This is a genomic window from Niameybacter massiliensis (genome assembly GCF_001282685.1).
In the GTDB taxonomy this organism is placed as follows: Bacteria; Bacillota; Clostridia; order Lachnospirales; family Cellulosilyticaceae; genus Holtiella; species Holtiella tumoricola.
The window spans coordinates 807,298-832,415 of record NZ_LN875035.1; the positions used below are offsets into that span (position 1 = coordinate 807,298).

Sequence of the window (25,118 nt, forward strand, 5' to 3'; positions counted from 1 at the left end):
GAACTATATAGTAGACTTGTGGATACAAATGCCTTTATTTACTAAGACAAGTACGACGTAAAACTTAGAGGCATAAATGGAAATAAGCAAAAGAGCAGTAGAACCTATGTTTTCAATAGGTCTACTGCTCTTTTATTTACTATTCAATGATAGCGTCTTTAGGTAATGCACCTCTAACAATTTTTTCCCATGGTGTACCTAGTACTTCATCTATAAAGATAATTTGTCCTTTATCTTCCTCTGTTCGGATAAGCCTTCCACAACCTTGTTTAAGTTGAAGCCCCATTTCAGGATAATCCACAGTAACAACAGGGTCTAATCCCTGTTCTTTTGCTGCTTTTCGTTGTGCTTCTATTAATGGGTCTAACTTTGGAAATGGTAGCTGCCAAATAACAACTAATGTTAAGGCATCCCCTGGCACATCAATACCTTCCCAAAAATCTGAACCAACTAATACAGAGGTCTCTTCTTCTTTAAATCTTCTTACTAGATGACCACGATCACCTTCATCTTCATATAAAACTTCAAAAGGTAATGCCTCTCCTTTAAGGTACTGACGTATTTTACCTACCTCACTTAATGAACGTGTGAGTATAAGTGCACGCCCTCCGTTATTTTTAAGTACAGTAATCAGTTGTTCAATACGATTTTCAAGCTCTGGTACAAAAGAAATACGTACTTGCTCTTCCATATTGAAAGGACTTCCAATGGTAGATTTTGATGGTGATTTTAATCCCATCATACGAACAAAGTAATCAAAGTCGCCTTCATTACTTAATGTTGCAGAACTAAAGATAGCTGGTAAAAGTTTTGAATATAATGCCTGATCAAGCATCTTTGTTAAATCTCTTGGCACTACACAAAAACTATCGTCTCTTTGCTCAATCCAAGCGATTGCATCTTGACCTTTATTTTTACCTAATTGAGCCAGTCCACGAATGGCATTTTCCATTTGTCCTTCGTAGCCTTCCAATAAACTTGTAGGTATAGACTCTAAATAAAGCTCTTGCTCAATTTGTAGCTCCATAAGCACCTGATCAAGTCCTGCACGTAAAACACTGGCTGCTCTTAATAATGCATCATTGATTTCAACTGTCAGTCTTCCTTTATTTTCTCCAGTAACAACTGACTCCTGTGCAATTTCAAAGAAATCATCTAATGCTTCCTCAAGGGCCGCTGTTGTTGTATGCAATGCATCTCTAGCACCTTGTATATCTTCTAAAGAAGCAATCATTGCTTCTATTTCTTCTTTAATTAATTGTTGACCTGCTTGCATAGCCGCTGGCAACATGATTTTGTGACCTTCATCAAAAATAACAGCTGAATACTCTGGTAAAATCGGCATATGTCCATTTGCTATTTTTTCTTCTCTTGTCCATAAATCATGGAAAAAGGTTTCATGGTCTACAATAATTAAGTCTTGTGTTGCTCTATAGTACTCTCTTGCACGTACTAACTTACAGTAGCCACGATTTTGGCAACTCTCACAAGACATGCTTTCATTCCAAGAGATTTTCTTCCATACCTTATCTGTAACAGTTGGTATTTCTGAACGTTCCCCTCTTGTTGTTTCTTTTACCCATTCTTCCACTTCTTCTGGTACTTCGCCAAAGTCTTCTATACTTTCATTTGCACGTACATCACATACATACTGTCTTGGGTCTTTTGCCATTCTAGCATCTACTTCCAAACCAAGTAGCTTAGATAATTTATGGATATCACCACTCTGGGCAGCAAGCTGCTCTTGCAAAGCAGGTGATGCACAAGAAATCACAACAGGCTTACCTGTAAACCTAGCATAAGGAATAGCTGATAATAAATAAGCAAAGGTCTTACCTGTTCCAAGCCCAGCTTCAGCTAAATGTACTTTTTGCTCACAAAAAGCATCTCCTATTTGAAATGCTGTAAAGATTTGTTCATCCCTTACTTCATACCCATGCTCAGGTAATATATCGTATAAAACATCGCCAATCCATTCGATTAACTTCTCATGAAACTCATTTTTATTTGAATACTCAAAAGGTACTTTTAATTTTGCATGCATCTATTTTTCTCCTATTTGATGGCGTAAATTTCTAATATCTCTCACTAACACCAACCGACATTATAACAAGAGCCATAACTTTCTTCAAGCATTAAACTTATTGAGATAAAAAGAGATAGTCCAAAATGAATACTTTTGGACTATCTCTTTTGCATACTTTTACTATTTATCCAAATAGCACATTGGGCAATAGATTTCTCCTGCTTCTGCATTGCTGGCTAAAACTTTTAATTCTTTACCACATTTTACGCATTTTGAAATACTAAATGCTTCTTCTTCACAATCTTCTATATAATGCTCGCAAGTTAATTCACAATGATCCTCATCACACTCTGAACAACTTTCTGATGGAAAACCAAACTCACAACCTTCTGTGATATCGTTGTTATCGTCATCTATTTCATCGATTATACTTTTTAAATTTTTACAAGTGCTACAAATGCATGTACCCATGACGTCGCCTCCTCAAATTTTTTCTATCGTTATAGATTATAACAAATTCCAAGCTACATTGTAATATCCTTTTCTATAAAAGGCTTTCATTCATCACTTCCAAAGACTTGCCTTGTAGATTTTCAATGGCTTTAAGCCATTCCCTCTCATCATTACTACAGAAGGAAATAGCCGTGCCACTTTGCCCCGCTCTTCCCGTCCTACCGATACGGTGAATATAAGTTTCAGGTACATTGGGGATATCCATATTGATTACGTGGGATAATTTATCAATATCAATCCCCCTTGCAGCTATATCCGTAGCAACTAATATTTTGATTTCCTTTTGTTTAAATAATTCCAGTACCTTCTGACGTTCTGACTGATTTTTGTCCCCATGAATCGCCTTATTCCGGATATTCGCTACATTGATTGCCTTACTCACTTTATCTGCTTTCTTCTTTGTTCTTGTAAAGATCAATACAGACTCAAAAGCTTCTGTCTTCAAAAGTTGTAACAAACGTGCTACTTTGTCTGGTTCCTCTACGAAATACACCTGTTGCTTGACCTGGATTTCACCATCGTGGGATTTCTTCGCCTCTACCTGCACAGGATTTTTGAGTATGGTGTGGGCCAGTTTGGTCACTTCCTTTGGCATAGTTGCTGAAAATAATATGTTCTGGCGCTTTTTGGGTAATTGATCGATGATGGTTTTCACTTGCTTAATCATCCCCACATCAAGCATTTGGTCTGCCTCATCAAGTACAAAGATTCCAACGCTCTCCAACTTCACAAAACCTTGTTGTACCAAGTCAACTAATCTCCCTGGTGTTGCAACCAAAATCTCTGGCTCTCTTTTCAAAACCTTAATATGTCGTTTGGGTGTAACACCACCAAAGATGACACCAACTTTCATGTCTAGATGAGCCCCATAATGCTCAAACTGCTCACCAATTTGAATGGCTAATTCCCTTGTAGGTGCCAATACCAGTGCACGAACCTGCTTCCTGTCCTCTTGGTCACCTTCTCTATCTCCTTTTAAGAGATTCTGCAATATAGGAATGGCAAATGCAGCTGTTTTCCCCGTTCCTGTTTGAGCACATCCCACTAAATCTCTTCCTTTTAGTAACACGGGAATAGCTTGTTTTTGTATAGGGGTTGGCTCTTGATAATCTTGCGCCTCAACCCCTTTAATAATTGCTTGATCTAACCCAAAATCCTCAAATACCATTTATATCTCCTCATCTGTTTGATGTTTCATTAAAATACTATACCTCTTATCCTAACTGAATCACTCTAAACATTCAACCCACTTCTCCTTGTTCCCACCCTACTCCCCTCACTCAAAAATAAAAAGCTTAAAGGTTTTACACTTTTAAGCTTTGATGACACACCATTCTCACTGGTGCAGGTAAATCAGTATTGTTATGCTCTTTTTCAACGATTTCAAAACCACTTTTTAGATAGGCATTGATCGCTTGAGCATTGTCTTTTACAACATCAAGTCCAATGGGTTTGTCTTTATGGGTTTCCTTAAAATAGTTAAGAAGCATTTTCCCAATTCCTAAGTTCTGATACGCTTCATCAACTGCTACATTGGATATATAGTATGCGTTTGTAAAATCTTCTCTAATTACTTTTTGCCAATAAACATCAAAAACCCCATCAAAGTATTTTGGCACTTCTATTGCTAGTTTTGAAAAAGCTTGCTTGTAAGCCTCCCTATCATTCATATAATCCTCTTCAATAAAGCAAAGCATACCTACAACAGCTTTTTCATACTCTGCCACAATTAAGTTTTTAATGCTAATATTGATTGTTTCTGTTGATATAAGTTCCTGTAGAATCCGAGCTGCACAATTTACATCACCAAACATGGCCCCATAAATATTCAGGTCTGACGAATAGATAAGCTTTGCAATTTGTTTTACATCATCCGTTCTTACTGCTTTTCTAATTATAATTTTATTTTTATCAATCATCATATTCTCCTTCTATATAATAAGTTTCATAGGTATATTCTACTAAATTCTTCAATTATTGATTGGATACAGCCTTTGTTATTGCTCTAAAAAAGGCAACCGTTTTCTTTTCCTTATCATCCTCTTCAAACTTTGAATCTGCACCTGTTTTTACAATGATTACCTCTTTGTCAGGATTGATATATATCCATTGACCAAAAACACCAATTGCCATAAACTCATTTTCATCCCCTTCAGGTATCCACCATTGATAGCCATACCCCAACTCACTATATGGTTTACCATCCTTTGGCGCTTTTAATTGAGGAGCATTTGTTTCTACAGAATCCTTAATCCAGTTTTTAGGTATAATTTGCTTACCTTCAAAAACTCCATCATTCATATATAACCTACCAAATCTAGCATAATCCCTTAACGAAATGTGAAGCCCACCATTTGCCAGCTCTTTATTATTACTAAGTGTCCAGTATGCGTCATTCTCAACACCTATCTGGGACCATATTTTCTCCTCCATATACTTACTTAAGCTCTTACCTGTTGCATTTGAAACAATCTCTCCTAAAATATCTGTATTGATACTTGAATACGTTCTATTTGTACCAGGCTCATGTGCAAGTCCAAATTTAACAATAGACTTCATTTTAGAGACTCCAAACATACTTGTCATAGAAATCTTACTCATATCAGACACTTCATCAAAATCAATCCCTGATGACATTTGCAGGCAGTCTTTAATCGTTATCTTCTCCATTTCAGTATCTTTAAATGCTTCTATATACTTGCCTATAGAATCCTCCACACTGTCTATATAGCCTTCTTCTATTGCAATACCAACTAAAGCCGAAGTGAAGGATTTACATACAGAGTTTGAGGAAAAACGCGTATTCTCACCTGCACCTAAATAGTAATTTTCATATGCAATTTTATTATTGGCAACTACAAGTAACCCAGACGTTTTGGTTTCTTCTAGAAATTTATCCGTTACTAACTTTTCCCCACGAAATTCAAAGGTATCTATCATAGGAACTAGATCATACTCAAATTTTGATACACTTTCACTCTTTGATATTTTGGTTGAAGGTTGTATTTCATACATTGTTTGAAAGCTATGTGCCAGATTCTTCTCTTCAAAAGCATTGATGGAACGATACACTAAAAGCAGAGTATCTCCATAAATCACACCTACTGTTATAACGGCTACAACAACCATTAAAAGTCCAATCATAAAAATTTTTTTCATTATTTTCTCCTTTATCTCTTCAGATTTATTATGTTATGTCTTCATTTGCTTCCACCATAGTAATCTGTGTTGTAACCACACGGTCAAGCATAACTTTTATAAATGCATAAGGAGAATCTTATATTCTATTTTTCCTAATTTCCAATCTATGACTATAGGTTATTTTTGTTCATAAGCGCATCTCTTTTTTAGAATAATTGAAAGGACTACTACAGCACAATCTGCAATAGGTGTTGCAATAAATAACCCTATTATTGGTAATAGACCAAAATTAGAAAAAATGGTTGGAAGCAAAAAGAGTAATGGAATCACCAAAAACACCTGTCGCGTTAAAGCAAGTAATACAGAGGCAATCTCTTTACCAGTCACTTGCAGTAGTGTGATATTAATATAAAATATTCCTACTAAAGGGAAACCACTAAAAATGATTAACAAAATAGTTTGTGATAGAGCTAGTATTTCGCTGTTACCACCAAAAACATAAAGTAACTGTTCCCCCCATAGAACTACTATTACTAATGCTATGACACCGTAGATGGCACAATATTTTTGAGTCATTGAAGATATACGCTTTACTTTTTCTTTTTCCCCTTCTCCACTAAAATATGCAATGATTGTTTGTACACCCTGGCTTAACCCTACAATTGGCATAAGTAAAATCATATAAATACGTTGAGCAATGCTCCATGCTGCCACAGATAGGGTAGTGCCAGTATGAAGCAATTGACCATTTACAAAAAAGCCAGTACATCCCCCTAGCATTTGAATTACAGTTTGTGCAAATCCGATTTTAAACATTTCTTTTCCAAGAGCACATACCCTAACTAAATTTATCTTCTGAGTTATTTGAAGCATGCTTTTTTTCTGTAGAAACAAAATAGATAATATCACACAAATCAATTCACTTATAAATGTCCCCCATGCCAACCCCTGTATTCCCATGTGAAAACCGAAGCTTAGTAAAGCATTGAAAAAGATATTTACCACAACTGCAACAGTAATAATCACCATTTCTGCCTTTGGGAATCCAAGTGCACGTATAGTACAAGTCATCGTATATCCTACACTACTAATGATATTACTCACTAACTGAATCTTCATGTAGACAGTTGCAAGCTGTAGTATCTCTCCTTCTGCACCTATGATTTGTAGGATAGAAGTTAACCCAATGCCACAAAGCAAAGAAGCAATGCTAGATACAAGAATAGACATTAAAAGTCCTACAATCATAGAACTCTTTCTATTTTCTTCATCATTAAAATATTTTGCTATCAATACACCACTTGACATTGCAAAAAGAGTCTGTAGTGCTGTAAAGACACTAAGTAATGGGCTAATCAAAGCCATAGCTGAAAGAGCACTTTCTCCTATTCTAGGAAGATTTCCTGCAAAGGCAGTATCAGTAATCCCTGTTAGCATCTCTATAACAAGTGCCAAAATAGATGGAATGCCAAATAGTAAAATTAATTGATTGAGTGTTTTGTTTTCATATACATTATCTTTCATATCGTTATATCCCTCCTCAAATTAGAATAGCAGATAAACACGACACCTTATGTCGTGTTTATCTGCTATTTTTTCTAAACTGACTATAACTAAGAAAGGAACGATCAAATTCTACTTCTGTCGGCTCAATGGTAGTAATTTCAGTAACCTTCAATAATATATAATCCTGTGCATGAGCAAATAAGTATAACCCGTCACGCTTTAAGACATATTCCAAGCATGCTACATTTGAAATCCCATCCACCTGGGCAAGCACCTGTTCATCCAAACAGTAATTTATAACTTTACATATTTCTGTATCTGTATCTATTGGAGCATCCACTAAGTCAATGGAAAGATAATCTTGCATATCTCTTTCCACTAAGGTAGTAAGACTTGAGTCTAACAAACATAGCTTTTGTATAATGGCATCTTTCCGCTGTGTAACTGTAAAGCTGTCTGCAACGCTAAGTGCTAAAATGATATGATGAATCTCTTCTGGAGTAAAAAACGAACTTGCAAACTGATATTTTTCATCCAGATATACACCGCCACCAATCCCTTGTGTACAATATATAGGAATGCCTATTCCTGATAAACGGTCAATATCCCTCTCAATAGTCTTTTTACTTACTGCTAATAGCTCTGCCAGTTCTCCATAGGTTGATTTTCTGTATTTCAGCAAATAAATTAATAGTTCAAATTGTCTACTTTTCAGTACCTTCTCTCCTCCCAAAACTTATTAACCTAAATATATTATCACAATAACGAATATGGCTCAATTAACAAACTGCCAATCCATAAAAAAGCAACTTTCTGGCTTTTATACCACTCAAGAACTTTTCTCTATCCACTTCTAAGATTCTTACTTGTTCACTCATTAGATTTTTCATTAAATACCCCCCTAGACGCAAAACAAAAGGCTTACAGGTTTTTTAACACCTATAAGCCTTGATTTTATTTTCATTATTTAACTAATTTTACAACTGTTTCAACGTGAGTCGTATGTGGGAACATATCAACTGGTTGTACTTTTTCAACTTTATAGCCTTGTTGATCAAGATATCCTAAATCTCTTCCTAGTGTAGCTGGATCACAAGATACATAAACGATTTTCTTAGGATTCATTTTCACAAGGGTTTCAAGTAATGCTTGGTCGCACCCTTTTCTTGGTGGGTCTACAACGATTGTATCTGCTGTCAGACCATTTGCATATTGTTCTGGGATCACTTCTTCAGCTTTTCCTACGAAGAACTCTACGTTATGAATGTCATTAAGTGCTGCATTTTCACATGCATTTTCAATGGCTGGTGCTACAATCTCTACACCATACACTTTCTTTGCTTTTTGTGCTAAGAAGAGAGAAATAGTCCCAATACCGCAGTAAGCATCCCATACTGTCTCATTGCCTTCAAGCTCAGCGTATTCTAATGCTTTGTCGTAAAGCACTTTGGTTTGCTCTGGATTGACTTGGAAGAAGGAAAGAGCAGAGATTTTGAATTTTAAATCTCCAATAGTATCAATGATATAGTCTCTTCCTTCAAGGACTTTAATCTCATGTCCTAAAATCACATTAGTTTTTGCTTTATTGATATTGAGTAACACACTTGTTAAGCCTTCTACTGCATGTAAAGCTTCTAGTAATTTGTCGCTGTGTGGAAGCTCATTGCCATTAACCACTAAGCATACCATCACTTCTCCAGTATAGAAACCTGTCTTAATCATGAGGTGTCTAACTAAGCCTTTATGTGTTTCTTCATCATAGATAGATATATTGTTTACTTCTAAGAAGTTTCTTACGATTTCAATGATTTGCTCGCAACGTTTGTCTTGAATCCCACAAGTTGACCAATCTACAACTTTGTGTGTACGGCTCATATAGAAACCAATTTGTACTTTCCCATTTTCCTTGCGAATAGGGTATTGGGCTTTGTTACGATAATGTGCTGGTGCTTCCATCCCTAGGGTTGGAAGCACTTCTATATCTTTAAGTCCACCAATACGTGTAAGGGCATTATATACCTTGCTTTGTTTCCACTCAAGTTGTGCTTCATAGCTCATATGTTGAAGTTGACAACCACCGCATTTAGTTGCTACTTCACAAGTCACTTCACTTCTTCTTGGTGACGGACTAAAAATCTTTTCAATCTTTCCATAGGCTAAGTTCTTTTTCACTTTAAGTATTTTAACTTCTAACTGATCACCTGTTATCGCTTCAGGCACAAAAACAACGAAGTCATTGATTTTCCCAACGCCTTCTCCATTTGTACCTATATCTGTAATCGTCATCTCATAAAATTTATTTTTCTCTACTGACATCTTTCTTCTCCTGGTCTTTAATGAAAACTTGGTGTTTCGCCTTCTTCATCTTTAAGTAGTGTACGAATAGCCTTGGCTATTGCTTTTTCTTCTACTTCTTGCATCTTTGTTGTAAGATTACGTTGGATGAAATGATCAAGTAAATTTGAACGTTGTGGTTGTACTTTTTTATTAGTGTTATCTTTTTCTCCCATTTCTAATCCTCTTCCTCGCATTCACATACCGTATACTGGCAAATACAATTTCTGCATTTAATATAGCTTTTTTTCTCATTTGTCTTATACTTTCCCTCTAGCATGAGGTGCATATCACGTAATGTATTTTTCACCATAAGGCGATGCTTATAGGTATTACGTATTTTAAAAGTTTTGTTACTATAAACTAACTTACCATAAGGTGGTTTCTTGCCATACACAGCTTCTACAAGTAAAAAATACGCCAAAAGCTGCATCATATCCCCCTCATGTGGTAAGTCTTCTTTGGCAACACCACTTTTGATTTCAAAAGGTATATAACGTCCTGTTAAAAATGTCTTAAATATATAATCCGGCTTGCCTTGTAAGTCATATTCCTCTGATACCAGCATCTTGCCACCATTCTCATCTGTATAAATCATCCGTGCAAAAGGTAAACCGACTTGCATTTTCTGCTTACAAGATATACTTGGTCTAAATAAATAGTAGCAAAGGAAAAGACCACAAGCTCCTAATAATAGTGCTTCTCCTATTTCCATATGCCTACTCCTTTAAATATAAGGATTAATAGGCCGATAAGGATAATAATCCTTATAACTTTCATAATTCGATATCTGAAGTGATAAGACGTATGGTGCTTCATCCCTTTTGTAAAGTATTCCGTATGCTCACTATGCTCTATGTCTAGTGCCTCATACATCTGGGTTAAACTTTTTGCACCATATACTCTTTTGTAATACCATTGGTTAGGGCAATACATAAAACGATTCAGCTCGTTGGCTGAAATACGGGTACTACTTTTTTTCATAGCATTGAACGTCTCATATTTCTTGTTAAAATTTTGTTGTATCCTAGACTTGGCTCATTTGGATCTGAGTTTCTAAGCATTTCTTCAAACATTTTCAGCTTAGAATCACTATAGTCTGCAAGGTGTACAATCATGGCTTCAATACATTTAGGACGTTTTGGTGAACCATATTCATATTCACCATGGTGAGAAAGAATAATATGTTTAAGAAGGAGTAACGCTTCTTGTGATAATTCTTCTATATTTGCTTTGGCTTCATTTACTTTTTCAACCCCAAGCATAATATGGCCTAGTAATTGGCCTTCGTCTGTATAATCATTCTTTGGAAAAGCTGAAAGTTCATAGATTTTACCTATGTCATGTAATAAGCACCCTGCTACTACTAAATCTACATTCACAGGTTCATAACGGCCGGCTAAAAATACACCGATTTCAGCAACGCTTACTGTATGTTCTAATAAACCACCTAAGTAAGCATGGTGTACGGATTTGGCTGCTGCTCCAGACATAAAGTATTTATAAATGATGTCATCATAAAAGATTGCTTCTAATAGCTTTTTGATACCTGGGTCTTTGACCTCATCAATTCTACTAAATAATTTTTCTTCTAGGACTTTGATATCTTTAGGTGTATGAGGAAGTAAATTTTTAAGTTCATAACTGCCTTCTTCTGCACGTTTAATCTTTCCAATATTGGCTTGTAGATTGTCTTGATATAATACAACCTCTGCTTCTACTGAAACCACATCATCTACATTAAATTCTTCAATCCCTGGATGAATTGCCCAGATCTTGCCTTCTATTATCCCTGTTGCATCTTGAAGCTTAACAGTAAGATAGTCTTTTCCATTTTTATTTTTAAGCATTTGCTTATATTTACATAGATAGCATCCTTGCATCTTCTCTTCTGATTTTAAGTCAACTATAAGGCTCATTTCATCCACTCCTTTATGCCCCATTGTAACATAAATGGAAAAATTATAAAAGACGATGAATGTCATTCATCGCCTTTTATGGTTTTATTGATTTTGACTTTGAAGCTGCGCTTGACTCTTGCCTCGAAGTTTAACATCTAAATTCACTTTTTCTGAACCACGTACTATCTTAAGAGAAACTTGATCACCTACTTGTTTCTCTAAAAGAAGTGCTTTAAGCTCTTCCATTGTAGCGATTCTTGTGCCATCAAATTCAATAATAATATCGCCTTGTTGCATACCTGCTATAGCTGCACTACTTCCTGGTTGTACTTGAACAACCATAATCCCTACTGGAATATCGTAGTAATTACCTAATTCCTCAGTTAAGTTTTCACCGACAATACCAAGTACTGGACGGTCAATACTACCATTTTGCATCAGTTCATCTACAATAGGTTTAACATCATTGATTGGAATAGCAAAGCCCATTCCTTCAATTTGGCTATCTACTAATTTGATGGTATTAATCCCAATAACTTCTCCTGTTGGTCCCACAAGGGCCCCACCACTATTACCTGGGTTAATCGCAGCATCTGTTTGAATCAGATTAAGTTTTTGATCTGTTAAGTTAATCTCACGGTCAAGGGCACTAATAACCCCTACAGTTACTGTATTTTCATAGGCTTCATCAATAGGTGTACCAATAGCCACTGCTAAGTCCCCTACACGTAGTGTATCATTATCACCCAGTGCAGCTGGTTGAATTTGATCTACAATATCTGTTGGTACGTCTGCTTTATTAACGGATACAACAGCAATATCTGTAACTGTATCGTAACCTACAATCTCTGCTGGTACCTTTGTATTGCCAAGGAAGGTCACTGTTAATGAGCTTGCCCCTTCTACAACGTGTGCATTAGAAATAATGAAGATTTTATCACCATCTGTTTTAAAGATAACCCCTGAACCAAGTCCTTCTTGATTGAATTCACCAGCCCATGTTGTCACAACCTTATTATTTTTAATAGATACAACAGATGGTCCTACATTGGCTGCAATATCTGCTATAGAATTATTCACATAGACAGGTGCTACATAACCTGTAGATTGGGCGAAAGAACTATTGTTATTGCCTCCATTTGTTGAAGAATCACTAAATTCCATACCGTATTTATCTGTATACAGTTGTTTGGCTAAAGGTGCTGTAAATGCATAGCCTGCTCCAAGAGAAGCACCACCTACAAGACTTACAATGGTAAGACCTGCTACAAATTTACCAAATCCTCCTGAAGATTTTTTCTTACGAGGTGCCTTTTTCTCTTTAATGGTCTCATGGTAGTAGGTATTATTCTCATCCATAATAGGAGGAAGAGGATTGGTACTACTTGCCACTTTTGGCTCTTCTGTATAGCTGCCAGCTTGCCCATTTTGTGTATAATCTGTCTGACTTTGATTATTTGCTGAATTGCTAGATGTATAAGATCCTCGTTGTGATGTATGTGCAGGGTTAACTTGTGTATAGTTTGCCTGTTGTGTTACATTCCCTTGCTCCATAGTTGAAGGTACTGTTTGTTTGTCTGTATTGTTGCTATTTACATTTATAGATTCTGCTGGCTGAACTTGATCAGCTGGTATCCCTTGTGCATCTGGTATCGGTGTATAAGGAACATCTATTATTTTGTTATTTTTATTTGATTCATTTCTATTATTATTATCTTGCATCAAGATCGCCTCCATTTACAATTCGTTTTTGATAACTGTAGTATAGGTTCGGATTTTGAATAGTGTATGAATACAATGTAAAAAGAAGGTAGTATTATTTTGAACTAAACTTTAGAAAGTGTGAAGTAAAATGTAACAGGTTCACCTTCATTTGAAATAATACCTAGTTCTTCATTATGCTGACGGATTGTTTCCTTTACAATCACAAGGCCGATGCCCATTCCTGTCTTATCCTTACCCCTTGATAGATCAGACTTGTAGAATCTCTCCCAAATATTCTTTTGATCTTCTTTCGAAATACTTGGACCGCTATTTCTAATATAAACCCAAACTTTATTTTGTTTTGCTACAGTTTCTACTTCAATTGTTCCCTGATTATTAACAAATTTAAACGCATTATCTAACAAATTTTGAACAACTCTTGCAATTTTTTCTGGATCTGCAAATACCATCTGCTCTTTTTTATCAAATAATACGTCTACCTTCACTTCTTTATCCTTTGTAATTTGTTCAAAGTTATCAAGAAGGTCTCGGATCATCTCATGTAGATTAAATTCCATTTTCTTAAGCGGTAAGTTGCCTTCTTCCATACGACTCAGTTCTAAAATGTCATTGGTCATCTTAATCATACGTTGAGATTCGTTTAAAACAATACGTAGATACTTGTCATGCTTCTCTGGTGGAATGGTGCCATCTAATATGGCTGTCACAAAACCTTGAATAGATGTAAGAGGTGAACGCATATCGTGAGAGACATTGGCTATAAAGGCTTTACGATTGGCGTCAATTTTATCTAGCTCTTCCGCCATATAGTTAAGGGATTCACCAAGTTGAGCGATTTCATCTTCTCCCTCAACGTCTATACGCTTAGCAAAATCACCATTTGCAATCTTCTTAGCTACTTGGTTCATTTCTTTAAGGGGTTTACTCATACGCTTTGAAGTATAGTAAATTAAAATAAAGATAATACCTGCTGTTACAAGGACAGCCTTTGCCAAGATACTTCTTACTTCATCAATCAGTGTCAGAATCTGTGGCATTGGTGTATGAATAAATAGGGCAAGCTCTACTTGGCCACCTATTTCAATAGGATAGCCCACAGTGAGTACAGGTGTAGAAAAATACTGTTCAAAGCCTGTTTCGCGAGAAATGATATTCCCTTCAAAGACTTTCTCAATGATTTCAGGATTGGCTAACTTTCGATCTAAAATCATAGAATCTTCTTTGCCTGAGACCATTTGCATTTTATGGTCTTTACCTACTATCCAAGTTGTTGCATCTAAATAACTATCTAATACTTTAATTCTAAGTGTGACGCGGTCTAATACTGAACTAATAGATTGATGCATTTCACCAACCTTTTGATATTCTTCAGCAATCAGCTCTGCTTGCTTAATCATAATGTTTTCTGTGTAGTCCACATAGTAACGTTGAAAAGCATTAGAAAAAATAGTGAAGAAGAAAACAAACGTAACAATTAAAATACCGATATAAAGGGTTAAAAGTTTATTAAATAAAGAAGAGAATAGGACTCTCTTCTTTACTTTTCGAACTTGTACCCTACTCCCCATACTGTTTTTATGCTCCATGGATGATCACCTTCAAATTTGTCTCTTAACCTTTTAATGTGTACGTCAACTGTACGTGTATCGCCTACAAAATCATAGCCCCAGATTTTGTCTAAAAGCTGTTCTCTTGTAAATACTTGCTTTGGATGGCTTGCTAAAAAGTATAGAACTTCTAACTCTTTTGGTGGTAACTCTAAGATATTACCTTGATAGGTTACAGAATAGTTATCTTTATCTACGATTAAGTCTTCAAGGACAATACGATTTTTTGTTTCAGTAGGTTCTGCTTCTTCTTTTACTGTACGACGGAGTACAGCTTTGACACGGGCAATTAATTCTTTTGGATCAAATGGTTTGGCAATATAGTCATCTGCGCCTAACTCAAGCCCTAATACTTTATCAAACACATCACATTTTGCTGTAAGCATAATGATAGGGGTTTTACTTGTACGTCTAATGTATTTACATACGTCATAACCATCCATCTCTGGTAGCATGACATCAAGTAAGATTAAATCTGGTTTATAAGATTCAAATGCATCTACAGCTTGTTTCCCACTGTAAACTTCTTGTGTGTCATAGCCTTCCTTTTGAAGATAGAGCGAAATGAGCTCTGCAATATTGGTATCGTCATCTACAACGAGAATTTTACTTTTGTTCATTAAGACTTCCTCCTTTGTCTCGTTTAATCTATTTCTACAATTATTTAATTTCTACAACAGTTACACCCATCTCACCTTCGCCATATACACCTGGGCGATGAGAAGCAATATGTGGGTGACGACGTAACATCTGTGTGATGGCCTGTCTTAAGGCACCTGTACCTTTACCATGGATAATAGTCGCTTGTTTTAAACCTGCTAAATACGCATCATCTAAATATTTATCTACAATAGGTAAGGCTTCATCTACCATTAGACCACGTACATCTATTTCTGTTTTAATATTCATTGTTTTACTTACTGCATGAGAATTACCTGTTGCTCTTGTTCTATTTTTCTTAACTGGTGCTTTTGGTGCCTCATCTTCATCTACACGCTGTAAATTAGAAATATGCACTTTCATTGGTAAAATACCAATTTGAACTTTTGCATTGCCTGCACTGTCTGGTACTTCAAGAATCACCCCTTGTTGCATTAAGTTGGTGACAAGTACTTTTTCACCCACTTCAATGTTTTTAATTGGTTTCTTGTAAGTATGTTTTGGCCCAATAGCTCTTTGTATTTTATTTTGTCTTTGTTCAACACCTTCTGATACTTTTTTCTTCGCATCATGTAAACCTTTTTCATCAATAACAATACGTGCTTCTCTGGCTGCTTGACGTACTTCTTTTAACATCTCATCTGTTTCTTTTTGAACGTCACGAAGCAGCTGGGCTGCCTTTTCATTAGCACGTTCCATAATACGTTGTTTGGATTTTTCAAGTTTCTTACGTTCTTTTGTAATCTCTTCTTTAAAGTGTTCAGCTTCTTTTCTAAAGGTTTCTGCTTTTTCTTTTTCAATTTCAGCCATACGTTTGCTATATTCTAGCTCAACTAAAATGTCTTCCATTTTCACATTTTCTTTGTGCAAGAACTGCTTTGCATCTTCAATGAGATGTTCTGCTAAACCAAGCTTCATAGAAATAGCAAAGGCATTACTTTTTCCTGGTACACCTATGAGTAATTTGTAAGTTGGTCTTAAAGATTCTACGTCAAATTCACAGCTTGCATTTTCTACACCTTCTGTAGAAAGGGCATAAAGCTTCAGTTCACTATAGTGCGTGGTTGCTACTGTACGAATTTGTTGCTTACGTAAGTGTTCTAGAATAGACATAGCAAGTGCCGCCCCTTCAACAGGGTCAGTTCCTGAACCTACCTCATCTAAAAGAATCAATGAGTTTAATGTCATTTGATCTAAAATACGTACTAAGTTAGTCATATGTGCAGAGAATGTACTTAAACTTTGTTCAATACTTTGTTCATCCCCTAAGTCTGCAAAGACATCATCAAAGACATTGACAATACTACCTTCAGCAGCCGGAATTTGCATCCCTGATTGTGCCATTAAAGTAAATAAACCTAAAGTCTTTAACGTAACTGTTTTACCACCTGTATTCGGACCTGTTATAAGAAGGGTTGTAAATTGGTCACCCACATAAACATCAATGGGTACAACTTCTTTTTGATCTAAGAGTGGATGTCTCGCTTTCTTTAAGTGGATAAAACCTTTGTGATTAAGTCCTGGCTCACGTGCATCCATTTTAAGCGCACATTCTGCTTTCGCAAAAATCACATCGAGGCATGTAATTTGCTCAAAGTTTACAAGGACATAAGGTGCAATATCTGCAACTAAGTTTGTAAGCTCTGTTAAAAGTTTCTCAATTTCTTCTTCTTCCTTCATATGAAGGCTCTTTAAGCTATTATTCAGTTCTACAACTGCCATTGGCTCCATAAATACGGTTGCACCTGTAGAAGATTGATCATGGACAATCCCTTTAAAAGCATTTTTGTATTCTACCTTAATCGGTACACAAGAACGCCCTTGTCGCATGGTTACAACAGTTTCTTGAAGCATGTCTTGATATCTTGAAGAATAAAGGATACCATGAATGGTTTCTTTGATCTTACCTTCTGCAGATTTAATTTGTCTACGGATTTGGTAAAGCTCTGGCGTTGCATCATCTGCATATTCATTTGGTGCTACAATACAACGACTGATTTCACGCTCAACATCATTATAAACACCAATGGCTTCAAAGTATTTTTCAAGATGTGGTGATTTAACTTCTTCACAATCTTCTTTATAATAATTTTTCACTCTTCTACTTGTTTTAAGTAAACTTGCTATATTTAAAAGTTCATCTCCGCTTAAAATCGCTCCAATTTCTACACGTTTAATAGCTGTAAAAATTTCCTTTGCATTACTTAATGGGAGTTTGCCCTTTTTCACGCTCATGCTTAAAGCTTCTGAAGTTTCTTTTTGTAGTTTAGTAACCTCTTCAAATGAAGAGCTTGGTAAAAGTTGTTCAATACGTGCTTTACCTGCTTCGGTTACTGCATGTCCAGCAAGTATCGCTCTAATTTTATGAAATTCTAATTTTATTAACGCTCTCTCGTTCATAACTTCCTCTTTTATTAATTTGACATCATTATTTTGATTATTTTTATCCTTATTATTGCACATTTTTAACTTTTTGAAAACTATAAAGGAGACGTTACACTAAATTTAGTATGGTGTCTTCCATTTTTTTAATACCTATAATAAATAAAAGGAGGCTGTTCAATTGAACAACCTCCTTTTTCTATAATACACGTATTGCTTTGACGAAGTTACGGTCATAGTATGGACTCTTAAGATTACTAATGGTTACACCACGATCACTTTCAGAATGGATAAACTTACCGTTTCCAACATAAATTCCTACATGTGAAATATTTCCTCTATTGATGCCATTGGTATCAAAGAAAAGCAAATCTCCTGTACGAAGCTGATTCACACCTACTTCAGGACCATCTGTAGCCTGCATATAAGATACACGACTAATATCTACATCAAATGCTTTAAATACTTGTTGAGTAAAACCTGAGCAGTCTACCCCTGCCCTTAAGTTGTTGCCACCCCATACATAAGGTGTACCTATAAACTTCATACCATATTCTACAACTTCCTCACCCTTTACTTTTGTATAAGGGATAAGATCTTTACGGGCTACTTCAACATACTGGTTATAAACCCAACCTTCTTTATCATCTATAATTACTTTGTACCATTCGTCATTCTTACCAACAACCTTGATGGCTTGATTACTTACCTTGCCGATTACTTCTGCTTGAATATCTGGATGGTTACGTATATTGACTTCCTTACTGGTTACCTTACCTGTCATTCCTACAGTTTGAGGAAACAAGGCTCCCTGTTTAGTCTCAGCAGCATATACTGTGGTACACATGCAAAGTAACATGCTCATGACAAATATATGCAGTTTTGTTCTTTTCATAATTTCCTCCTGTATCTTTTCAAATCTTGCTATAGTATGCTCGACTATCAAAATCTTTATACATAGAGGAATTATTTTTTTATAAAATACCTTTTACCACTGTAAACGATGGAGTTCGCCTGTCTTTTGTAAAAGTTTATAATCTGTTTGACGAAGTGCTTCATAAAGGACAACAGCAACTGAGTTTGAAAGATTTAAAGAACGTGCACTTTCAATCATTGGAATACGTACACAAGTGTCCTCATAGTTGATAAGAATTTCTTCTGGTATACCTGCTGATTCCTTACCAAACATGATATAAGCATCTTCTTCATATTCTACTTCAACATGTGTATGATGCGCTTTTGTTGTTGCCATAAAGATTTTAGGGTTATTATTTTTCTCTAAAAATTCTTCGAAGTTCTTATATGTTCTAACATCTAATAAATGCCAGTAGTCAAGTCCTGCACGCTTTAAAGCTTTCTCATCAATTGAAAAACCTAATGGTTCAATAAGATGAAGTGTTGCCCCTGTTGCAGCACATGTACGTGCAATGTTTCCTGTATTTTGTGGAATTTCTGGTTCGTGTAATACAATATGCATAGTGTCATGCCTCCTTATTCTCTATGCCCATTATAGTACACTTTATTTTCTTTTATCAAGTTCACTTTGTATATCTCCCCAACAAACCCCTTCTTCTACCATCAATACAGTCAAATGATACATTAAATCTGCGATTTCTCCTGTCAATTCTTCTGTATTTTTATCTTTTGCAGCAATGATGACTTCTGAAGCCTCTTCCCCTACTTTTTTAAGGATTTTATTGACACCTTTTTCAAATAGATAATTGGTATAGGAGCCTTCTTGTGGGACTAACTTACGTTCTAAGATGGTCTCTTGTAATTCGGTTAGCATATTATGCCCACTTGCTTTGCGTGCTAGTGATGCCACTTGTACATTTCCTGTACTGTCTAAGGTTGTGAAGAAGCAGGTTGCATGACCTGTATGACAAGAGATACCCCCTTCTTGCTCAATTTGAATCAGTAATGTATCCCCATCACAGTCTACACTCATACTCTTTAAATATTGAAAATGTCCAGAAGTTTCTCCTTTAAGCCATAAACTCTTTCTTGAGCGGCTATAGTAATATACTTTTCCGGTCTCTAATGTTTTTTCTAGTGCTTCTCTATTCATATAAGCCAACATTCTTACCTTTTTTGCATGTGCATCTTGTGCAATCACAGGTACTAGACCTTTTTCATCAAATCTAATCTGATTTAAAAATTCTTGTTGTGTCATTTCTTTCCCCCTTTTATAAACGTATAGGTAAATTACGCCCTGCTAAATAAGTCTTTAACTCTTTAATGGGTAATTCTTTAAAGTGGAATAAAGAGGCTGCTAGTGCTGCATCCGCTTTCCCTGTAGTAAAGGCGTCATAGAAATGTTCTTTATTCCCCGCGCCTCCAGAAGCAATAACAGGTATACCTACACTTTCACTAATACGTCTTGTAAGTTCTAAGTCATATCCTGCCTTTGTACCATCACAGTCCATACTTGTAAGTAGAATTTCTCCTGCCCCGTAGTCTTCCATCTGTTTTGCCCACACAATGGCATCTAGACCTGTATTGGTTCTTCCACCATGTATATAGACTTCAAAGCCTGTTCCATCTGCTTTACGTTTGGCATCAATAGCTACAACAATACACTGGCTTCCAAAGCGCTCAGCCCCTTTTGATACAAGGATAGGGTCTTTCACTGCCTGTGAATTAATTGAAATCTTGTCTGCACCTGCATTTAAAAGATTACGAATATCTCCTAAATTTCTAATCCCCCCTCCAACTGTAAGAGGAATAAAGACTTCGCTTGCTGTTTTTTCCACCACATCTAGCATAATATTTCTCTCATCTGAAGACGCTGTAATATCCAAAAAGACAATTTCATCTGCGCCTTCTTCGCTATAAGCTTTGGCTACTTGTACGGGATCACCTGCATCAATTAAGTTGACAAAATTAACCCCTTTTACAACACGACCACCTGTTACGTCTAGGCAAGGTATAATACGCTTACTGAGCATTGTACTTTCCTCCTTCTAGCTGTTGCTTTTCAAATAAGCCAACAGCTTCCTTAAGGTCGATTGCCCCAAGATAAAGTGCTTTACCTATAATAGCACCTTCTACACCAGCTTCTTCTACTGCCTGTAAATCTGCCAATGTAGCAACCCCACCAGAAGCTACAATCCTAAGTCCAGTTGCTTCAACCAGTCGTTTGGTCTCCTCTACGTTTGGGCCTTGCATCATACCATCTTTTGCAATATCTGTATAGATAATCGTCTTTACCCCTAACTTTTTAAGCTCTAAGCAAAAATCTACTGCACTAATATCCGTCACTTCAAGCCAACCTTCTATGGCGACACGGCCCTCTTTGGCATCTACACCTACAACAATTTTGTCACTTCCAAAACGGTTAATGGCTTCTTTGACCAAAGCCTTATCCCTTACTGCTACACTTCCTAATATAATACGATTTACACCTAAGGCTAACTTTTCTTCTATTTGAGAAAGGGTACGAATTCCGCCCCCTAGTTCTACTGGAATACCTACTGCTTCAATAATACTTTTGATGGCCGCTTCATTGATACTTCTACCTTCTTTTGCCCCATCTAAATCTACTAAATGTATGTAACTTCCACCTTCTTTTTCCCACCTTTTTGCCATTTCACTAGGTGTATCTCCAAATACTGTCACTGCATTGTAATCACCTTGTACAAGCCTTACACACTTGCCATCCTTTAAATCAATCGCTGGATAGAGTCTCATTTTTTCCCTCCCTTACTTGGTTTCATGCTTGATCATCTCATACTCAAACTATAAGCTTGCAAAATTCTTCAACATCTGTAAGCCTACCGTACTACTCTTTTCTGGGTGAAATTGTGCCCCATAAATATTATCTTTTTGTACAGCCACCCCAAACCGCTTACCATAGGTGGTGTAGGCACTAATCATTCCCTCTGCGCCCTCCATATGATAGGAATGTACAAAATAGGCATAACTGTTATTGGGCACGCCTTCAAATATAGGTTCGTGCTTCACAATCTCCAATGTATTCCACCCCATATGGGGTACTTTTAAAGGGACTTCTAACTTCACAATATCTCCTGGTATGTAGCCTAATCCTTTATAGCTTCCATTTTCATAGCTGTTTTCAAATAAAAGTTGCATACCTAAGCAAATCCCTAAGAAGGGTTTCTCTGAATAGGCACTTTCATCAATCACTTCTCTTAACCCTGAAGCATTAATAGTATGAATAGCATCTTTAAAAGCACCCACACCTGGCAAAATCACCTTCTCACTTTGACCAATGACTTTAGGATCCGCTGTAATGATAGACTCAACCTCTATACTTTGAAGTGCTTTATGGACATTTTTTAAATTTCCCATTCCATAATCAATAATTGCGATCATCTTACACCTCCAACATGCCTTTTGTAGAAAGTACACCTTGAATACGAGGATTATAGCCAACAGCCTGCGCCAATGCTTTTGCAAATGCCTTACACATACCCTCTATGATATGATGGTCATTCTTGCCTCTTAAGATCTGGATGTGCAAATTCATTCCTGCCTGCACAGCTACTGCACGGAAGAATTCTTCCACCATTTGGGTTTCAAAGCTTCCTACACGCTCACTTGTAAACGGTGTATCTATATCTAAATAAGGTCTTCCTGATAAGTCTAGAGCACATAAGATCAAGGCTTCATCCATAGGTACAATACGGTCCCCATAGCGTTCAATCCCAGTCTTGTCACCTAATGCAGCTTTTATGGCTTGCCCCAGTACGATCCCTGTATCTTCAATAGTATGATGCCCATCTATATAAAGGTCACCCTTTACTTTAACTTCTAAGTTCATAAAGCTATGTTTACCTATATGTGTCAGCATGTGGTCAAAGAAACCTATACCTGTTTCAATGTCTACTTTTCCCTCTCCATCTAGATCGAGAGCAATATAAACTTGGGTCTCTGCTGTTTTTCGTTCTATTGTACTTTTGCGCATTTACATCTCCCCTTTAACTTTTGACTTTAAATCTCGCTTCACCTGCTCCATTTGTTGTTTAGTACCTATTGAAATACGGTAATAACGTTTTTCGTTATATTGAAAACGCTTCACATAGATAGAGGCGTCACGTAAATAGTCATCCAGTGGCCATTTAGAATCTATCCATAAGAAATTGGTAGCAGAAGGATAAACTGTACATCCTAAGCTTTCTAAATAACGTTTAAAGTCCTCCCGACTTTCTACAATACTTTTTATTAACGGCATAAAATGTCCATGGTGGTTTGCTACCCAAGTTGCAATCTCTTCAGAAAAGCAATTTAAGTTATAAGGTGGCTTTACCTTACCAATCATCTGAATCACTTCTGGTGCTGCAAGGGCATAACCTACACGGCTCCCTGCTAAGCCATAAGCTTTTGAAAAGGTGCGTAATACAATCACTTGAGGGTAGTCTTTTAACAACTGAATGCCACTCTCTTCTGTAAATTCCATATAGGCTTCATCAATCACAAGGAAGCCTATTTTAAGCTTTGCTAACCTTTTAATAGCCTCTAATGCCATCTTAGAACCTGTTGGATTGTTGGGATTACAAATAAAGGTAAGCTTCGGTTTATGTGCAAGGATTGCTTCTTCCAATGTCTCCACATTATAAGAAAAATCCTCATTTAAGGGCACTTCTATCACTTCTCCATGATTAACGGTTGCACTCAACTTATACATGCTAAAAGAAGGCTTAGGTACTACAATACATTCCCCAACTTCTAAAGTACTACGCATTAAACAATCAATGACTTGGTCTGACCCTACTCCACATAAGACCCAATCGGCTTCTACGTCATAGAGCTTGCCTATTGCTTCACGTAACTTGGTACTATCTGTATCTGGATAATAATTAATAGGCATGGTTTGTGCCCACTCACTCATATGCGCTCTTAACGCTTCTAAAACAGGATAGGTATTTTCATTAGCATCTAGCTTAATGCCTTCTATAATATACGGTGCATGGTAAGGCACCATCTCTCTCACACTTTTTCTAAATAGCTGCTCCATCTCATCTCCCCCTTATTGATTCTCTTTACGTACTTTAACAGATAGGGCATGGGCATATAAGCTTTCACTTTCTGCAAAATCAATGACTTGATCTGCCAAAGCATAAAATGATTCTGGTGTAAAAGATAATACACTGCTTCTTTTTACGTAGTCTTCTACACCTAATGGTGAGAAGAATCTTGCCGTACCACTTGTTGGTAACACATGATTAGGGCCTGCCATATAATCGCCTAAAGGCTCAGGTGTATAGTGTCCTAAAAAGACTGCACCAGCATTTTTAATTTTGCCTAGCCATTCAAAAGGTGTAGCGACTGCTAACTCTAAATGCTCTGGCGCTATTTCATTGGCCGTTTCACAGGCTTTCTCTAAGTTTTCTTCTATTAAAATAGCACTATAATTTTTAAGGGATTTCTTTAAAATCTCTTGGCGTGGTAATTGATTATAAAGGCGCCCTACTTCTTCTTGTACTTTTAACGCTAAAGCACGAGATGGTGTAATCAATACACTAGAAGCTAGTTCATCATGTTCTGCTTGAGATAATAAATCCGCTGCCACATAGGTTGGATTGGCACTTTCATCAGCAATGACTAATATTTCACTCGGCCCTGCTATAGAGTCAATACTTACATACCCATACACTTCTCTTTTTGCAAGTGCTACATAGATATTGCCTGGTCCTACAATCTTATCCACTTTAGGTATGGTCTCTGTTCCAAAGGCTAAGGCTGCCACTGCCTGTGCCCCACCTATTGTATAAAGTTCATCCACACCTGCTAAGTATGCTGCTGCCAGTACATTTTGTGGCACTTTTCCATCTTTACAAACAGCTTTAGAAATAGGTGTTACCATGACTATTTTTTCTACACCAGCTACCTTTGCAGGTACAATATTCATCAGTACAGAAGAAGGATAAGCTGCTTTACCTCCTGGCACATATACTCCAACACTAGAAAGCGGAATGACACGTTGCCCTAAGATTTCTCCATTAGGTTTCACATCCATCCAAGTATTTTGTTTTTGTTTTTCATGGAAGGCATAAATACGTTCATAAGAAAGTACCATGGCTTTTTTTAGATTATCAGGAAGTGCTTCATAGGCCTTTTTCATCTCTTCTTTGCTAGTTTGTACGTTCTCTGCGGTTACATTGGGATTATCCCATTGATGGGTATAATTAAAAAGCGCTGCGTCTCCTCTATGCCTTACATTTTCTACGATTTCTTTAACACCTAAAGCAAACTTACTTGTATCAAGATTGCCTCGTTCTTCTAATATATTAAAAAACATTTTCTTTTCCGCTGGTTGTTCAATAATACGAATCACTTGATTCCCCCCTCTTCCTATCTATT

Annotated in this window: 25 protein-coding genes; all 25 read right to left on the reverse strand. The window is 36.5% G+C overall.

The genetic code is table 11. The annotated features are described in order from the left end of the window. Positions 1-139: 139 nt before the first annotated feature. The 25 genes from BN2390_RS09540 to hisD all read right to left on the reverse strand — a co-directional run bounded on the left by BN2390_RS09540 (position 140) and on the right by hisD (position 25,089). Positions 140-2,044, reverse strand: a complete 1,905-nt coding sequence (locus BN2390_RS09540) for an ATP-dependent DNA helicase (RefSeq protein ID WP_053984124.1) — start codon at positions 2,042-2,044, stop codon at positions 140-142. Positions 2,045-2,206: 162 nt separating this feature from the next. Further along, a complete protein-coding gene (locus BN2390_RS09545; RefSeq protein WP_053984125.1) occupies positions 2,207-2,497 on the reverse strand; it encodes a hypothetical protein in 291 nt (96 codons plus the stop codon). 73 nt (positions 2,498-2,570) lie between these two features. Next, complete coding sequence (locus BN2390_RS09550; RefSeq protein WP_053984126.1) at positions 2,571-3,707, reverse strand: DEAD/DEAH box helicase; 1,137 nt, start codon at positions 3,705-3,707, stop codon at positions 2,571-2,573. A gap of 136 nt (positions 3,708-3,843) precedes the next feature. Next, positions 3,844-4,458 carry a GNAT family N-acetyltransferase gene (locus tag BN2390_RS09555; RefSeq protein ID WP_053984127.1) on the reverse strand — a complete coding sequence of 205 codons (615 nt, stop codon included), beginning with the start codon at positions 4,456-4,458 and terminating at the stop codon, positions 3,844-3,846. 55 nt (positions 4,459-4,513) lie between these two features. After that, the gene (locus tag BN2390_RS09560) at positions 4,514-5,698 is read right to left on the reverse strand and encodes a serine hydrolase domain-containing protein (protein ID WP_053984128.1); all 1,185 of its coding nucleotides are present in this window, start codon (positions 5,696-5,698) and stop codon (positions 4,514-4,516) included. A 159-nt stretch (positions 5,699-5,857) separates the two neighbouring features. Then, positions 5,858-7,204: an MATE family efflux transporter gene (locus BN2390_RS09565; RefSeq protein WP_053984129.1), complete on the reverse strand. Its 1,347-nt coding sequence runs from the start codon at positions 7,202-7,204 to the stop codon at positions 5,858-5,860. A 58-nt stretch (positions 7,205-7,262) separates the two neighbouring features. Continuing rightward, positions 7,263-7,919 carry a helix-turn-helix transcriptional regulator gene (locus tag BN2390_RS09570; protein WP_053984130.1) on the reverse strand — a complete coding sequence of 219 codons (657 nt, stop codon included), beginning with the start codon at positions 7,917-7,919 and terminating at the stop codon, positions 7,263-7,265. A 230-nt stretch (positions 7,920-8,149) separates the two neighbouring features. After that, the gene (rlmD, locus tag BN2390_RS09575) at positions 8,150-9,502 is read right to left on the reverse strand and encodes a 23S rRNA (uracil(1939)-C(5))-methyltransferase RlmD (protein WP_053984131.1); all 1,353 of its coding nucleotides are present in this window, start codon (positions 9,500-9,502) and stop codon (positions 8,150-8,152) included. 17 nt (positions 9,503-9,519) lie between these two features. Beyond that, on the reverse strand, positions 9,520-9,696 hold the full coding sequence (locus tag BN2390_RS21700) for a hypothetical protein (protein WP_154668817.1): 177 nt from the start codon (positions 9,694-9,696) through the stop codon (positions 9,520-9,522). A 2-nt stretch (positions 9,697-9,698) separates the two neighbouring features. Beyond that, complete coding sequence (locus BN2390_RS09580) at positions 9,699-10,235, reverse strand: CRISPR-associated protein Cas4 (protein ID WP_053984132.1); 537 nt, start codon at positions 10,233-10,235, stop codon at positions 9,699-9,701. Next, positions 10,226-10,504 (reverse strand): hypothetical protein, encoded by a 279-nt coding sequence (locus BN2390_RS09585; RefSeq protein ID WP_053984133.1) that lies wholly within the window; start codon positions 10,502-10,504, stop codon positions 10,226-10,228. The genes BN2390_RS09580 and BN2390_RS09585 overlap by 10 nt, the downstream gene beginning before the upstream one ends. Next, on the reverse strand, positions 10,501-11,439 hold the full coding sequence (locus BN2390_RS09590; RefSeq protein WP_053984134.1) for a 3'-5' exoribonuclease YhaM family protein: 939 nt from the start codon (positions 11,437-11,439) through the stop codon (positions 10,501-10,503). The genes BN2390_RS09585 and BN2390_RS09590 overlap by 4 nt, the downstream gene beginning before the upstream one ends. 84 nt (positions 11,440-11,523) lie before the next feature. Next, positions 11,524-13,143, reverse strand: a complete 1,620-nt coding sequence (locus BN2390_RS09595; protein ID WP_053984135.1) for a S1C family serine protease — start codon at positions 13,141-13,143, stop codon at positions 11,524-11,526. Between the two features lie 104 nt (positions 13,144-13,247). Continuing rightward, entirely contained in the window at positions 13,248-14,732 is a 1,485-nt protein-coding gene (locus BN2390_RS09600) for a sensor histidine kinase (RefSeq protein ID WP_053984136.1), read from the reverse strand. Further along, on the reverse strand, positions 14,684-15,373 hold the full coding sequence (locus BN2390_RS09605; protein WP_053984137.1) for a response regulator transcription factor: 690 nt from the start codon (positions 15,371-15,373) through the stop codon (positions 14,684-14,686). The genes BN2390_RS09600 and BN2390_RS09605 overlap by 49 nt, the downstream gene beginning before the upstream one ends. A gap of 40 nt (positions 15,374-15,413) precedes the next feature. Beyond that, positions 15,414-17,813 carry an endonuclease MutS2 gene (locus BN2390_RS09610; RefSeq protein ID WP_053984138.1) on the reverse strand — a complete coding sequence of 800 codons (2,400 nt, stop codon included), beginning with the start codon at positions 17,811-17,813 and terminating at the stop codon, positions 15,414-15,416. 181 nt (positions 17,814-17,994) lie between these two features. Next, on the reverse strand, positions 17,995-18,690 hold the full coding sequence (locus BN2390_RS09615; RefSeq protein ID WP_053984139.1) for a C40 family peptidase: 696 nt from the start codon (positions 18,688-18,690) through the stop codon (positions 17,995-17,997). A 93-nt stretch (positions 18,691-18,783) separates the two neighbouring features. Further along, positions 18,784-19,272 (reverse strand): tRNA (uridine(34)/cytosine(34)/5-carboxymethylaminomethyluridine(34)-2'-O)-methyltransferase TrmL, encoded by a 489-nt coding sequence (trmL, locus tag BN2390_RS09620; RefSeq protein ID WP_053984140.1) that lies wholly within the window; start codon positions 19,270-19,272, stop codon positions 18,784-18,786. Positions 19,273-19,314: 42 nt separating this feature from the next. Continuing rightward, positions 19,315-19,968 (reverse strand): bifunctional phosphoribosyl-AMP cyclohydrolase/phosphoribosyl-ATP diphosphatase HisIE, encoded by a 654-nt coding sequence (gene hisIE, locus BN2390_RS09625; RefSeq protein WP_053984141.1) that lies wholly within the window; start codon positions 19,966-19,968, stop codon positions 19,315-19,317. Between the two features lie 13 nt (positions 19,969-19,981). Continuing rightward, positions 19,982-20,743, reverse strand: coding sequence for an imidazole glycerol phosphate synthase subunit HisF (gene hisF, locus BN2390_RS09630; RefSeq protein WP_053984142.1), 762 nt, complete (start codon positions 20,741-20,743; stop codon positions 19,982-19,984). Continuing rightward, a complete protein-coding gene (gene hisA, locus BN2390_RS09635) occupies positions 20,733-21,485 on the reverse strand; it encodes a 1-(5-phosphoribosyl)-5-[(5-phosphoribosylamino)methylideneamino]imidazole-4-carboxamide isomerase (protein ID WP_053984143.1) in 753 nt (250 codons plus the stop codon). Before hisA ends, hisF begins: the two co-directional genes overlap by 11 nt. A 48-nt stretch (positions 21,486-21,533) precedes the next feature. Beyond that, entirely contained in the window at positions 21,534-22,130 is a 597-nt protein-coding gene (hisH, locus tag BN2390_RS09640; protein WP_053984144.1) for an imidazole glycerol phosphate synthase subunit HisH, read from the reverse strand. A 1-nt stretch (position 22,131) separates the two neighbouring features. Next, positions 22,132-22,722, reverse strand: a complete 591-nt coding sequence (gene hisB / locus BN2390_RS09645; RefSeq protein ID WP_053984145.1) for an imidazoleglycerol-phosphate dehydratase HisB — start codon at positions 22,720-22,722, stop codon at positions 22,132-22,134. After that, positions 22,723-23,772 (reverse strand): histidinol-phosphate transaminase, encoded by a 1,050-nt coding sequence (gene hisC, locus BN2390_RS09650; protein ID WP_053984146.1) that lies wholly within the window; start codon positions 23,770-23,772, stop codon positions 22,723-22,725. Positions 23,773-23,784: 12 nt separating this feature from the next. Then, positions 23,785-25,089, reverse strand: coding sequence for a histidinol dehydrogenase (gene hisD, locus BN2390_RS09655; RefSeq protein WP_408633741.1), 1,305 nt, complete (start codon positions 25,087-25,089; stop codon positions 23,785-23,787). Positions 25,090-25,118: the final 29 nt, after the last annotated feature.